This is a genomic window from Fusicatenibacter sp., from assembly GCF_977045365.1.
Genome location: NZ_CDRRUH010000009.1, coordinates 45801 through 59661, shown reverse-complemented (window position 1 = coordinate 59661; position 13861 = coordinate 45801). Strand labels below are relative to the sequence as shown.

The window sequence follows — 13861 nt, the reverse complement described above, 5'->3', positions numbered from 1 at the left end:
ATTCGCGTCCTCCTACAGAAGTTTGTCTTCGCCAACCAGACCGGCAATCTTATTTGCGATCAGCAGCAGGGTAACACTGACAGCGGACTGGAATACACCGATTGCGGTACCAAGACCGTAGTTGCTGTTTCCGATACCTCTCTTATAAGAGAACCAGGAAAGTACCATCGTGTGGTCCTCAACCAGCGGGTTACTAAGAAGCATCTGACGCTCCATACCTACGTTTAATGCACCGCCAATGCTCATGATCAGCAGTACGATGATGGTCGGGCGGATACCCGGAAGGGTGATATGCCAGATCTTCTGGAGACGGCTTGCACCGTCCATATCAGCGGCCTCATAAAGACCAGGGTCAATACCTGCCATAGCAGACAGATAAATGATTGCGTTCCAGCCAACCTCTTTCCAGCAGTTGATCAGGATGATGGTTACCCAGATGAGCGGTGTGTTGGAGCTCATCAGATGCAGGTTTCTGCCGAAGATACTGTCAACAACACCACCGTCGTTGAAGATGTTCTTTGCAATACTTGCGATGATAACCCAGGATACGAAGTGCGGCAGATAGGAAATGGTCTGCGTTACTTTTTTGAACTTCGTGAAGAACATCTCGTTCAGAAGAACCGCAAATGCGATTGCTGCGATCGTTCCGACCGCGATGTCGAGGAAGCTTACTCCCAATGTGTTGATTAATGTCTGTGTGAACAGACGGTCTTTAAATGCATCTGTAAAGTTTTTGAATCCAACCCAGGTTCTCTCCCAGATCGGAAGTGCGAACGTCGCAGGCTTTACCTCCTGAAACGCCATTGTCCATCCCCACAGTGGAATGTACTTGAAGATGATCAGCCAGATTACAAATGGTACTGACATCAACAGCAGCCAACGCTGTTTCCATAAAATTGTGGGGGTAATTTTCTGCCCTTTTTTCTTTTTTGCCTTTTCCTTCGCCATGCTCCCCATTCCTTTCCGTTGTTTTGCACGTTTTTCGCACGTTTTTTCCGCGCTTCTTTGTGATGTTTACACTATACCAGATGAAGAGCCCATTTTATATTGTGTTTTTTGTCCACTTTCATTGACTTTTTTTATCTTTCTTTGTCACGCATGGATCTTTGCGTAAGCATTTTTACTAATTTATATCTATTTTTTTATGCTTTTTGGTGAGATTCGCAATCATTTGGTAGTTTTTCAATCGTTTTCGCGTTAGAATTACTGTAGTTTTTGACATTGGACCGACAGACAGAGATGCCGAAAGATCCCTTTTTCCGGCATCGCGGCGTATGAGGAGGAAACGTTCATGCAAAACATCACAAAGAATATTGACTTTTTTCGTCTTTTTGACGTACTGTCTGAGGAAGAAGTCTACTATAAAGAAAATCCGGCACCTTCCGCCCTGGCGACTGGAAATTCATCGCTGACCTGGAACGATCTGCTGCTCTGCGCAGAACAGGAACACGGCTGCCCGCTGCATCACAACCGCTCGCTCCTTGCGCTGCGCCATCCGCGGTATGCGCCGACGCCGGCATACTCTCATGCATTTTTTGAGATGCTTTACGTTATGGAAGGAGAATGTGTCTGTACTTTTGCACATAAAAAAGAGACGTTAAAAAGCGGTAATCTCTGTTTTCTTCCGCCGCTGCAGAAACACCATGTGCACCCGGTCGGCGACGCCGTTGCGCTCAGCATTTTTGTGCATCATTCCCTGCTGACAGATTCGTTTCTGACGACACTTCATCTGCCGGATACGCTGTTTCATTTCTTTACCGCCTCATCCGGAGAATCGGCCAGACGGTATTTTGTCTTCCGCAGCGGTGCAAAGGATCTGCTCCAGATCCAGATGCTCGGTCTCTACCACGAGCTCCGGCGGTCCGATACGTTTTCCGACACAATGCTCTCATCGATGTTCACCTCGCTTCTTATCACCTTGGTGCGCTCCGATGAGCTTTTGATGCATTCTCTCCAGGAAAATGACAGCACCGACAAAATTCTGTCACTGTTCCGGAACAACTACGACACGATCACGCTCTCGGAGCTTGCGGCAAAACTGCACTACACGGTGCCGTACTGCTCCCGCTATTTAAAGAAAAATCTCGGCTGTACTTTCTCCGAGCTTCTGCGCCACACACGGTTCCAGCGCGCGGAGGAACTTCTGACCGGCTCGAGCATGACGGTCGGACAGATCAGCGATGAGCTCGGATATGAAAATCCGGAGAGCTTCATTCGTATTTTCAAAAAGGAGTACCAGATGACGCCGGCACAGTACCGGATACAATCCCTGGAAAAGAAGGCTGCTGTTCTTTCATGAGTAAAACCATTTATCTGTTCCGTCACTCGGAACCCGCCGATGACCGACATTCTTTCCGGGCTGCGGAACGGGCAGTCTGCAGTTGTGGTTTCGCATGCGGCTGCGATCTGTGCTTATCTGATGGAGTTTGCATCCTGCGAGGTGACGGTGATGGATGCGGATACGAAATCGCGGAAAGTAGTTTTTCACGGAAAAAAGATTCACGAGGGGCCGATTCCGGCGCCGTCGTATTTTGTGATGATGTTTGAAGACGGGGAGCTGGCGGATCTGGATTATCATGCGCGGTAGAAATGCCGTATGTTCCAAGCTGTTCGAGAATCTGATTCATGATAGCTGTTCCTCCGTTTTGATCTTTATCTGAAATTTGTTTTGCATTCTGTTTTTATTTTATTCCCCTGTATCATAACCGGACAAGTTGTTTTTTTCTATTGTGCGGATTGCCGAATACATTGTAAAACTTGCTGTTTTGTGATATGCTGGGAATTGTTGTTATGGTTCAAAAATATCATTTCTTTTGCAAGTATGCTTTTATTATGAAAGAAAAACTGCAGACGAAATTTGCCACCCGGCAGTACATGATTTCGGATACGTTTGAGTTATACTATTACAGCACCGTCGATGTGCCCGGCGTAAAAGAGCATACACATACGCATTATGAGTTTTATCTCTTTCTCGAAGGGGCGATCTCACTGGAAATCGACGGGGTACTCTACACGCCAATGCCCGGTGTTCTTCTTCTGATTCCGCCCGGCGTGCCGCATCACCTGGTGATGCACGACCTGTCTGTGCCGTACCGCCGCTTTGTGTTCTGGGTCAGCGCCTCTTTTGCAGAGCAGCTCCGCGCCCGTTCCGCCGACTACGTTTACCTGATGGAATACGCTGCCGAAAATCAGAAATATCTGTTCCCGCTCGATTCCGTCGAGTTCAACACAATCCAGTACCGCACCATCCGCCTGATTGAGGAAATGCGGTCCGATCATTTCGGAAAAGAGACGCAGATTTTTCTCTACGTCAGCGACCTGCTGATGCAGATCAACCGCACGGTGTATGAGCAGCATCACCCGCTCACCCGGAAGGCACAGCTCTCGCTGTATGAACAGCTCTGCTTCTATATTGATGAACACCTGTCCGAAGATCTGTCGCTCGAACGGCTGGCGGCGGAACTTTTTGTGAGCAAATATCACATTGCACACGTTTTCAAGGATGAAATCAGCATGTCGATCCACCAGTACATTTCCAAAAAGCGGCTGGCAAGGTGCCGTGAAGCGCTGCTCGGCGATGTACCGGTCACAATACGATCGTTCCAAATGCACTGTTTACTTTGTACTTTTCAGGAGGTTTTTAATATGTTTCAGATGTGGGGAAAATTAGTGGAAAACAATCATATTCTTCAGGATCTTACCGTCTGCATCGACGATGAGGATACCAGAACGCACAAGGTCTTCCGTGCGCTCGATGAAATCTGTGACGCCTGGAATCTGGCGAAGCCGATCTGGCTCGATACGAATATTTCGGAGTTTAAACGGAGATCGAAAACGCGGTTCACACAGGATAATTTTATTGAATCGCTGGAGTTTGATTATCTGGAAATTCAGATTACAGAGGAATAATGTTCTCTCGTTTTTGCAACGAATAAAGCAAATGCAAAAGCCGGGCATCCGGCGGAACCTGGGAGCGGCTGTTCTTACAGTCCCCTCTGCGGTTCCGTCGGATGTCCGGCTCTTTTTATGTATTGTTCTCTTTTTTATACCACGCGGTTTTCCATGCCGCCTTCCAGGTACGAAGCAATATTTTTCTGCACCAGTCCGATCAGGCGCGTGCGGGCTTCCTTCGATGCCCAGGCGATGTGCGGCGTGATGTACAGGCGGTCGTCGTCCGCCATTTTCAGCAGCGGACTGTCACTGCGGATCGGCTCGCTGGAAAGTACATCGAGCGCTGCTCCGGCGATCAGGCCCTCGCGCAGGGCACAGCAGAGGTCACGCTCATTCACGATCGAACCGCGGCCGACGTTGATCAGGATTGCGTTCCGCTTCATGTTGGCAAACGTTTCGATATTCATCAGGTTCTCGGTCGCCTCATTTAACGGGGCGTGGATGGAAACCACATCAGAATCCTTCAGCAGACGGTAGAGATCGACCCGCTCGTAGTCCGGATCGTCGTGTGCACCGGAGGTGGAGTAATAGATCACACGGCAGCCGAATGCCTGTGCAATCGAAGCCACTTTTCTGCCGATCGCGCCAAGGCCGATGATGCCCCACGTCTTGCCCTCCAGCTCGGTGAACGGTCTGTCCATGCAGGTGAAGAGGCTGCTGGCTGCGTAACTGCCGTTTTTTACGTAATCATCGTAATAGCGGAGCTTCTCGGCCAGATAAAAGTACATCGCAAACGTGTGCTGTGCCACGCTGACGGTGGAATAGCCGGCGACGTTCGTCACGGCGATGTTGTGGCGCTTCACATAATCGAGATCGATGTTGTTGATGCCGGTTGCGGTAACGCAGATCAGTTTCAGGTTCTCCGCGCCGGACAGGGTGCGGCTGCACATGCGCACCTTGTTGCAGATGACGATGTCCGCCTCCCGCACACGCTCCGGGCATTCCTCCTCCGTTGTTTTTTCATATACTGTCACTTCTCCAAAACGGGAAAAGCCGGACAGATCCATGTCCTTTCCCAGTGACTCTGCCTCAAGAATTACAAGTCTCATGTTGGTTCCTCCTTTTGCAGATGGTGATTCTGCTTTATCCGGGAAAGCAGTACCGCCTGTCTGTTTTGAAAGACGGCACTGCCTGAAATATTTTTATCTTAGATACCTGCGGACTGCCGATTCGGAAATATGGTCATGTCGATATGCCATGCTCCCCGGCCTGGTCCCCTGATATTTACACGTATTCGCTGATAATTTCCCTCATCAGCTTCTCTTCCTCGGGCGTCAGCATTCCGGCAAACCTGCTCTCGGCCGCGGCGGTCTGGCGGATGCCCTCCCTGACTTTCGAAATCCTCGCTTCTTTTTCCGGGTCTGCGAACAGTTCGGTCCGATCCTTTGCGGACTCGCTTCCCGCAGTCTGCGGTTTTGTTTTCGCCGCTCCGGTTCCCGCCTGTGCCATAGCTTCCGCCTGCACGGACTGCACCGGCTGCCGTTCGGTCTGCTGTACGGTTTCCAGCACCGCACTCTGTTTCGTCGCTGCAAACTCATTTTCCAGATAGTCTGTCCAGCCGTTCAGCAGAATTTCCTCTTTTCCGCCGAAATCCAGACAGAGCCGGAAAAAGACAAGGCCTCCGGCAAGCGCGATGCCCGTTCCGAGGTAGCGCATCAGCTCCGCCTCTCCATAACGGTATCGGTAAATCGCCCACAGCGAAAGAATCGACAGTGCCAGAACCGTGAGGATCATATTCTGGCTTCCGCGCAGAAGCGTCGGGACTGCCATTCCCGCTGACCTGCCCTGTGCAATCTGGCTGCGCATAAACGCCCCGGCATTCGAAAAGGGATGCGCTTTTCTCTGACACGTTTCCAGCACCGACCTGGTCCATTTCGATTTTGGTTCCTTCAGCCTTCCGAGATCGCGGATGCCCCGGGTGTAGAAACGGTTATTCCAGAACAGGCACCACACACCGGCGATTCCTGCTGCTATCATTGCGTATAAGAACACATTTTGTTTCACACAAAACTCCAGCATTCTTATTCCCCCTGATGATTTTTGAATTTGCCTGTCATACTCATATGCCGGTGCTTCCGTTGCGGTGCATCGGCGGATGCCGCGGCAGAATTTGCGCGCACAGGATTCTTCCGCAGGCATATCGGACAGAAGGACGTCTCCTCCTCCGATGTGCCACAGTATAGCACCGCCGGAAAAATTTGGAAACAAAAAACGTTCGTCAAATTCTTTGTGATTCTGTGCTTTTTCGCGTGAATTTTTATTTTTCGTTCTTTCAGGTGACTGCTTTCGTGCCGGTTCGCGTGGTTTCGCTGGTTTTCGCCTGCCCGTTTGTCGATTTTTTCTTCTTTCTTTTTTTAGATTACAGGCGTTTTACCATTTCCTGCAGCAGGTTGACACAGTGGCGGGCTGCCTCGCTCTCAAAGGTCGGGTAGTCCATTGTTGCGCTGTCGTCTGCTTTGTCGGAGATGGCGCGGAGTACGACGTATGGAATCTTGTTCAGATAAGCGCCCTGCGCAATCGCAGCGCCCTCCATCTCGGCGCAGGAACCGTTGAATTCCTCGATCAGATGGTTTTTCACTTCTTTGCTGGAAATAAACTGGTCACCGCTGACCACGCGTCCGCGGAATACCTGGATTTCCGGATTGACTTCCTTGCAGACTTCCTCTGCCACCTCTGCAAGGTGCTCATCTGCCGGGAAACTTAAAACGCCCATCTGCGGAATCTCTCCGAGCGGGTATCCGAAGATGCGCACATCCATATCGTGCTGAACAGCATCGGTCGAGATGACGATATCGCCGATGTTGATTTCATTCCGCAGGGAGCCTGCAATTCCGGTGTTGATGACACAGTCTACGCCGTAATCATCCACAAGAATCTGCGTGCAGATACCGGCGTTTACTTTACCGATTCCGCTGCGCACAACAACCACTTCTTTTCCGTTCAGGTAACCGTGGTTGAACTCCATGGATGCCTTCGTGCGGATCGTAACATCCGTCATCATTTCCTTTAAGCTTGCAACTTCAACTTCCATTGCACCGATAATTCCGATTAACTTCATGTTTATGATATCCTCCAATAACTTTACATGTACTCTCCGATTCCTTCTGTTCTTGCTTTTATGAAATCATTTTTGTCAGCGGTCAGCCGCTAAAGTAAGAACAGAAAACTCCGGGAGTCCATTTCCTTTTCCTTCTGGTTTCTTTGTAATTCCTGTTACAGCATACCATAAATTTTGGATCTGTGGTATCTTTTTTCTTTGCTGTTTTCGTAATCTATGGTATAATAGCAGGAACCGAAGAATTATCGTGGCTGAAGTTCACGATAATGTTCTAATTTTTTATTCACAAAGGAGGATCTTATTGATGGAATATACAACAAAAGGTACCTGTTCCAGAAAAATTCTGTTTGAGGTAGAAGACGGTAAAGTACACAACGTACAGTTCGTAGGCGGATGCAACGGAAACACACAGGGTGTTGCAAGACTCGTTGAGGGCATGGACGTAAACGAAGCCATCTCCCGCATGAAAGGCATCGACTGCAACGGACGCGGAACATCATGTCCAGACCAGCTTGCAAAAGCACTGGAACAGGCTATCCAGAAATAACTTTTTTTACGCTTGCTCTTTTTTATTATAATAACTCCCTGGGGAATGCTCACCCCGGGGAGTTTGCAATTTATCCACTTCTGTTTTTCTTTTCTGATGCAGCACAGCTTCCCTGCCGCCTGCTTTCTTCCGGTTTTTCTTCTATATTAATAGCACAGTCTTTCTTCCAGCCACCGGACTGCTTTATCTGTCCCATTTGTCGCAGAGACTGTTGATCTGATCGGCAAATTTCGAAAGGTCTTTGTTAGCACCGCCTTTGTTTCTTGTAATGACGGTGAGCAGCCGCTGACCAGCCGCAACGAGACGATCGAAGACGGCATTTCCGCTGCTTCTCGTGCGCAGGGTTCCTGCATTTGCAGCACTTTCTTTCTGGATCGGAATGCCGACAGTTTTCTCGATAAATTCATTTTCTTTCAGATCAAATACGGTCCCGGAAAACGGTGCCATCGCCGGATAACGGAATTCATCCCACAGTTTTTCTGCAAAAAGTTCCGTCACTTTATCCTCTCCGTGCGTCACGAAAACGCGGTCCGGTTTTGCCTTGAAGCTGCCGGCCCATTTGAGCAGTCCTTCCTGATCCGCATGGCCGCTCATACCCGGGAACTGGATAATGTGCGCGTTCACATGAACCTCTTCCTGGAACAGCTTCACTTCCTTCGCGCCTCCGATCAGCGCCCGTCCCAGTGTACCGACAGCCTGATAGCCGACGAAGAGAACCGTGCTCTCCTGCCGCCAGAGGTTGTGTTTCAGATGATGCTTGATTCGTCCTGCATCGCACATGCCGCTCGCGGAGATGATGACCTTCGGGGTTTCGTTGAAGTTGATGGCTTTCGATTCATCGGATGTAATCGAGAGCTTTAAGCCCGGAAACAGAATCGGATTAATGCCCTGCGCAAGGAGCGCTGCTGCATCGGAATCGTAGCACTCTTTCTGATGATCGCGGAAAATATTGGTTGCCTCAACGGCAAGCGGACTGTCCACGTAAACCGGGAATTCGCCGTGGCCGTGAACCAGATGTTCTGCCTTTATTTCACGGATAAAGTACAGCATCTCCTGCGTTCTGCCGACGGCAAATGACGGGATCACGAGGTTTCCGCCGCAGTCGAGCGTTTCCTGAATGATTTTTGCCAGTTCCGGCACGTAATCCGGTTTCGGGCCGTGGCTCCGGTCGCCGTAGGTGGATTCCATAATCACGTAATCGGCGCTCTCCGGGTACTCCGGGTCGTTGATCAGCGGCTGATGGATATTTCCGATATCGCCGGAGAAGAGCAGTTTTTTCGTCACACCGTCCTCTGTCAGCCACAGCTCAATGGATGCGGAGCCGAGCAGATGACCGGCATCGAGAAAACGGATCTGAATGCCGTCCGATAGTGTCACACGCTGATGATACGGAATGCCCTCCAGTAAGCGGATCACGCCGAGGGCGTCCTCCATTGTGTATGGCGTGACGTAATCTTCTTTTCCCGCCCGGCGGTTCTTGCGGTTCCGCCATTCGGCCTCGGCGAGCTGAATGTGTGCACTGTCGCGGAGCATGATGTCCGAAAGCGCTACCGTCGCCGGAGTCATATAGATTGGGCCGCGGAAGCCGTGCGCATACAGCAGCGGCAGATTTCCGGTGTGGTCGATGTGCGCGTGCGTGATCAATACAAAATCCAGCTGGGATGCCGGAACCGGAATCAGCTTGTTTTCATAAATATTCGGTCCCTGCTCCATACCGCAGTCCACTAAAAACTTCTTCCCGGCAGCCTCCAGATAATAACAACTGCCCGTCACTTCATGTGTTGCTCCAAGAAATGTAAGACGCATAAGATGCCTCCTGTTCTCCCGTTTTGTTCGGGGACAAAATGTTGTCACTGCGGGTCAAAACACGCGTTATACGTTTGGCCCGTTATCGCGGCCAGCAGTCGTCAAGTTCTCATGCCAGCATGGTCTTTGACGCGTTGTCCGCGAAAATAATCTGAAATTTTCTTTGTATTTTATGCTTATTCTCTCTTTTTTTGATTATTATAGCATAATATCTGGCGGATTCCAACGGAATTTCAAGGCAGATTGCACAACAATCTTGATATTTTTGTTCAATTATGGGCATCGGACGCCGGAAGTGCATAGAAAAGAGGCACCGGTATTCCTGCAGTAATACCGATGCCTCACTTATCGGGGCCAGCCGATGTTCCGTATGATCACTCACACGCTGAACATAGTAACACATGATGACTCAGATCTGTGTTGTGGTTGGAAAAAGGAATTTCGACGCGTTGAAAATCCTGAAAGATCTGCGTTTTCGTCTTAATATATTCATTGTTATAAGGTTTCTATAGGGGACTGGCCCCGAAGGTTCAGGGCGAGGGGCAATGAACTACTTTGGGTTAAAAATCATTTTCATTCGATTGCATTACTCTCTTGTGCTTGTATACATGATACTTCATTTACTTGTTTTACTATTTTGAAAGATAATAATCATCCAATGTATATGCCGTCAGTTCTACTTCCACCATTCTCAGTAACGCCACTTTTAGTACAAGAATGATATCCTCTTAAACGGTAGTAATAACCTTTTTCTACTTTCACCTGCGTACTAAAATATAAAGAATTAGTATTATAGTCTATATTTTCCCATTTTTTATAACTGTAGAAATTACCATCACCACTTGAACGTTCCAGATAAAGGTTAAATTTCACCGTTTTACAAGTGACATTACATAATGTCGCGCCACCCACTCCAACATAGCCATTCCCATTGTTAGTAATTCTTACATATCCCTCGTGTAAATATGTACTTCTCGCCACACTTTGATAATTTCCTTCTGCTTCTGTATCATTTGTCAGTTTAGATCCATCAATTGTATTGCCTAAATAATCTAATGCATCTGCCTGTGCATTCACCGTATTTAATGTCATCGTTAATACAAGCACTGCACAAAAGAGTAAGCTTTTTAAATTCATAACCTTTTTCATACTTCCTCTTTTCCCTCGTTTTCATCTACACACTATATACGGATATTTCCTTAAATAATTACAAATTATACTGCATTTCGTTTAAAATTTTTATTAGCTCCTCTTTTTCTATTTGCCCACTCAATTGATAATATGCATCTTTATATTTCCAAGTTGCATAATAATTTTCTTCGTTATTCTCCGCGATTGTTCCCATTTCGACTTCTATTATATCATCAAATGTTTCTACTTGAACTTTCTCTTTATCCTTCCAACTTCCTTGTGATAAATCCTTCTCATTTGCAGCTAAGCGAAAATACACAAGTTGTTTATTATATTGATATTCTATCGAAGCCATTTGTATCTCAGACATTATTACTGTTTTGCTATATTTCATTCCTGTTGGAATATAATAAAATTCTGGCACAGCAATATGTAATTTGTCTTTTATTTCTTGAATTGCTTCATCCAAACTTCCAGCAGAATATTCCCTATTCTCTCCATTATTCATCCCCGTTCCATCGCCCGTATTCCAAACTCCATGCACCGATTCCACCAGCCGAATCCTATTCGCCTCGCTCGTCATACTAGCCCCAAAGACACACGCTCCCACAACCAACACAACACCAGCCGCCTTTGCCGTCCGTACCCAGTGTTTTGTTGTTTTCGCTCTCTTTGCAATCTTCTTCTGTCTCTCCGCCTGCTTCTCGCGTTCCACCTTTTTCTCCACGATCTGGCGGCGGATCGCCAGTGTTTTTTCTGTCGGGTTGCCTTCCGCGTCCGCGAGTCCTTCCTTCTGGAGGCGCTGCTGGAAGCGCTTGTACATTGCGTTCAGTTCTTCCCCTGAAAGCGCAGGCGCAGCCTCCGGCTCCTGTTCTGTTGCTGTGTTTCCTTCCTCCGCCTTTCCAACTGCCGATTCCCCTTCCACCGTTTTCGAATCCGCAGCTATTTTCTCTTCCGTCGTCTGCTCCAGTTTCTGTTTCAGCTGTTCTTCTTTTTCTATCTTTTTCATCTTCTTCCGTTCCTCGGCATTTTCCATGTTGTAACCGTACTTGACTTTTCCTGTACTTGAGGGGATAATAAAAGCCAAATGATATTATCAAATTCCAGGGAGGAATTCTCATGAAGCATATTGTTCTGACAGGCGGAGGTACCGCCGGCCATGTTACCCCGAATATTGCCCTGATTCCAAAATTAAAAGAAGCAGGTTATAAAATCTCTTATATCGGTTCCTACGACGGTATGGAGCGCAAGCTGATCGAAGATCTCGGTATTCCGTATTACGGAATTTCATCTGGAAAGCTTCGCCGCTACTTCGATCCGAAAAACTTTTCCGATCCGTTCCGCGTCGTAAAAGGCTACTTTGAAGCAAAAAAACTGCTCAAAAAGCTGAAACCAAACGTTGTCTTCTCCAAAGGCGGCTTCGTTTCGGTACCGGTTGTCCTTGCCGCCAAAGCATGTAAAGTCCCGGCGCTCATCCATGAATCGGATATGACGCCTGGCCTGGCAAATAAGCTGTGTATTCCGTCCGCTGCAAAGGTCTGCTGTAATTTCCCGGAAACCGTCAAATGTCTCCCGGAAAACAAAGCCGTTCTGACCGGAACGCCAATCCGCCAGGAACTGCTGTCCGGCGATGCACGGGAAGGCCTGAAGTTCTGCGGATTCAATGCCGCAAAACCGGTTATTCTCGTCATCGGAGGAAGCCTCGGTTCCGTCGCTGTCAATCATGCGGTCCGTTCTATTTTACCAGAACTTCTGAAAGATTTCCAGGTGATTCATCTCTGCGGTAAAGATAAACTGGATGCATCCTTAAATGGCACCGAAGGTTACGTTCAGTTCGAGTACATCAAAGATGAGCTCCCGAATCTCTTCGCTGCGGCAGATCTGATCATCTCCCGCGCCGGCGCAAATGCGATCTGCGAAATCAGTGCTCTGGCAAAACCAAACATTCTGATTCCGCTTTCTGCCAATGCCAGCCGCGGAGACCAGATCTTAAATGCGCGTTCCTTTGAGCGTCAGGGTTACAGTAAAGTTCTTGAAGAAGAATCCGTGAATGCGCAGACTCTTCAGTCCGCAATCCATGAGGTTTACGAAAACCGTCAGACCTATATCAATGCGATGAAGAAGAGCAGCCACACCGATTCCATCGGCCGCATCCTTTCCCTGATCCAGGAATGCGAACGCAAATAGTAACTACAGAAATCCCATTTCTCTGGCTTTGTCGGCAAAATGCTGGCAAAGCCATTTTTTCGTCCGGGTCATTTTCACCCGCAGATTTCCGATGGTGATACCCATTTCGGATGCTACTTCCTTTTCCGGACGCTCATGCACCTTGATTTCACGCGTAATATAATAACCCGATTCATCATGATCTTTCAGTGCGTCCATCATTTCCCGGAAAAAATGATTTCTCTCCTGCTTTTCTTCCTCTGCAAGCGTCGGAAGTTCCATCTCTTCCGCCCGAAGATCCTCATCCAGTTCGTTCCAGTCAAAACGTTGTGCTTTTCTTTGATAATCAATTCCCAGATTCTTTGCAGCGACACGGACCCAGCCTTCTACTCTGTCTTCATCCAGCGCATCAATATTCAGGTACAGTTTCACCATCGTTTCCTGTGCGATATCATCCGCATCGGCTTCATTGTGCACCACCTGCATTGCGGCTGAATAGGCTGTCATTACATACTTTTTATATATTTCTGAAAAGTTATTTTTGTCCATTGTTCTCCGCCCCTGTTCGTCTGTCATTGATTCTGCTCTGGCTGCTGCCAGCCCTTTCTCAGTCCTTCAGCTCTGCCGTCACGCTCTCAATGATCTGCTCTTTTACCGCATCCTCGAGAGTTCCCTGCTTCCATGCAGCAATACCGGCATTGTCACCTTCATATCTTGGAATCAGATGCATATGGAAGTGGAATACCGTCTGTCCTGCTGCCTCGCCGTTGTTCTGTACCAGGTTGAAGCCATCGGAATGCAGCGCTTTTGTCATGGCTGTTGCCATTTTTTTGCCCAGAATCATTGCTTTCGCTGCGGTTTCATCCGGAATCTCATAAATGTTTGCAAAATGCTGTTTCGGAAGAATCAGCGCATGTCCTTTCGTTGCCGGTCCCTGATCCAGAATGACACGAAACTCATCGTCCTCATACAGTGTTGCGGTTGGAATTTCTCCGTTTGCTAATTTACAAAAAATACAATCCATGATCTTTTTCTCCTTTACTTTTTTTAATTTTTCTGTTGTTCCGAATCCCGTTTCGCACGGTTCCGGACAACTCTATTTTCTCACTATTTGTCGAAAAATGTCAAAAAATGCAGAACGCTTTTTGTTGCGCGCTCCCCCTTTTCAATGCTAAACTTTTGCCTAATCAAAAATCATTACC

14 protein-coding genes and 1 pseudogene are annotated in these 13861 nt (G+C 48.1%); 6 read left to right on the top strand and 9 right to left on the bottom strand.

Going from position 1 to position 13861, the window contains the following annotated elements; all coding sequences use genetic code 11:
• Positions 1-12 precede the first annotated feature (12 nt).
• Complete coding sequence (locus tag ACY2VW_RS03800; RefSeq protein WP_461874095.1) at positions 13-948, bottom strand: ABC transporter permease; 936 nt, start codon at positions 946-948, stop codon at positions 13-15.
• Positions 949-1291: 343 nt separating this feature from the next.
• Between ACY2VW_RS03800 and ACY2VW_RS03795 the strand changes: the two genes are divergently transcribed.
• The 4 genes and pseudogenes from ACY2VW_RS03795 to ACY2VW_RS03780 all read left to right on the top strand — a co-directional run bounded on the left by ACY2VW_RS03795 (position 1292) and on the right by ACY2VW_RS03780 (position 3909).
• Complete coding sequence (locus tag ACY2VW_RS03795) at positions 1292-2299, top strand: helix-turn-helix domain-containing protein (protein WP_461877092.1); 1008 nt, start codon at positions 1292-1294, stop codon at positions 2297-2299.
• A gap of 39 nt (positions 2300-2338) precedes the next feature.
• The gene (locus ACY2VW_RS03790; RefSeq protein WP_461877091.1) at positions 2339-2587 is read left to right on the top strand and encodes a hypothetical protein; all 249 of its coding nucleotides are present in this window, start codon (positions 2339-2341) and stop codon (positions 2585-2587) included.
• Positions 2588-2772: 185 nt separating this feature from the next.
• Positions 2773-3138 (top strand): annotated as a pseudogene (locus ACY2VW_RS03785) (cupin domain-containing protein); the annotation flags it as partial.
• 507 nt (positions 3139-3645) lie between these two features.
• Positions 3646-3909, top strand: coding sequence for a hypothetical protein (locus ACY2VW_RS03780; RefSeq protein WP_055219147.1), 264 nt, complete (start codon positions 3646-3648; stop codon positions 3907-3909).
• Between the two features lie 134 nt (positions 3910-4043).
• Here ACY2VW_RS03780 and ACY2VW_RS03775 read toward each other — a convergent pair whose 3' ends face one another.
• From ACY2VW_RS03775 to ACY2VW_RS03765, 3 genes are all read right to left on the bottom strand, one after another.
• Positions 4044-5000: a D-2-hydroxyacid dehydrogenase gene (locus ACY2VW_RS03775; RefSeq protein WP_022461361.1), complete on the bottom strand. Its 957-nt coding sequence runs from the start codon at positions 4998-5000 to the stop codon at positions 4044-4046.
• Positions 5001-5175: 175 nt separating this feature from the next.
• Positions 5176-5970, bottom strand: a complete 795-nt coding sequence (locus ACY2VW_RS03770) for a hypothetical protein (RefSeq protein WP_461877090.1) — start codon at positions 5968-5970, stop codon at positions 5176-5178.
• Positions 5971-6310: 340 nt separating this feature from the next.
• Entirely contained in the window at positions 6311-7009 is a 699-nt protein-coding gene (locus tag ACY2VW_RS03765; RefSeq protein WP_022461363.1) for a 5'-methylthioadenosine/adenosylhomocysteine nucleosidase, read from the bottom strand.
• Positions 7010-7313: 304 nt separating this feature from the next.
• Between ACY2VW_RS03765 and ACY2VW_RS03760 the strand changes: the two genes are divergently transcribed.
• Positions 7314-7556, top strand: coding sequence for a TIGR03905 family TSCPD domain-containing protein (locus tag ACY2VW_RS03760; RefSeq protein ID WP_022461364.1), 243 nt, complete (start codon positions 7314-7316; stop codon positions 7554-7556).
• Positions 7557-7739: 183 nt separating this feature from the next.
• On the opposite strand, the gene ACY2VW_RS03755 is transcribed toward ACY2VW_RS03760, so the two are convergent.
• The 3 genes from ACY2VW_RS03755 to ACY2VW_RS03745 all read right to left on the bottom strand — a co-directional run bounded on the left by ACY2VW_RS03755 (position 7740) and on the right by ACY2VW_RS03745 (position 11502).
• On the bottom strand, positions 7740-9362 hold the full coding sequence (locus tag ACY2VW_RS03755; RefSeq protein WP_461877089.1) for an MBL fold metallo-hydrolase RNA specificity domain-containing protein: 1623 nt from the start codon (positions 9360-9362) through the stop codon (positions 7740-7742).
• A gap of 651 nt (positions 9363-10013) precedes the next feature.
• Positions 10014-10511 (bottom strand): DUF6147 family protein, encoded by a 498-nt coding sequence (locus ACY2VW_RS03750; RefSeq protein ID WP_461877088.1) that lies wholly within the window; start codon positions 10509-10511, stop codon positions 10014-10016.
• Positions 10512-10569: 58 nt separating this feature from the next.
• Positions 10570-11502, bottom strand: coding sequence for a DUF4367 domain-containing protein (locus tag ACY2VW_RS03745; RefSeq protein ID WP_461877087.1), 933 nt, complete (start codon positions 11500-11502; stop codon positions 10570-10572).
• Positions 11503-11612: 110 nt separating this feature from the next.
• On the opposite strand from ACY2VW_RS03745, the gene ACY2VW_RS03740 reads away from it, so the two are divergent.
• Positions 11613-12680, top strand: coding sequence for an undecaprenyldiphospho-muramoylpentapeptide beta-N-acetylglucosaminyltransferase (locus ACY2VW_RS03740; protein WP_461877085.1), 1068 nt, complete (start codon positions 11613-11615; stop codon positions 12678-12680).
• Positions 12681-12683: 3 nt separating this feature from the next.
• Here ACY2VW_RS03740 and ACY2VW_RS03735 read toward each other — a convergent pair whose 3' ends face one another.
• Complete coding sequence (locus tag ACY2VW_RS03735) at positions 12684-13208, bottom strand: RNA polymerase sigma factor (protein WP_461877084.1); 525 nt, start codon at positions 13206-13208, stop codon at positions 12684-12686.
• Positions 13209-13266: 58 nt separating this feature from the next.
• Positions 13267-13683 (bottom strand): HIT family protein, encoded by a 417-nt coding sequence (locus ACY2VW_RS03730; RefSeq protein ID WP_461877082.1) that lies wholly within the window; start codon positions 13681-13683, stop codon positions 13267-13269.
• Positions 13684-13861 lie beyond the last annotated feature (178 nt).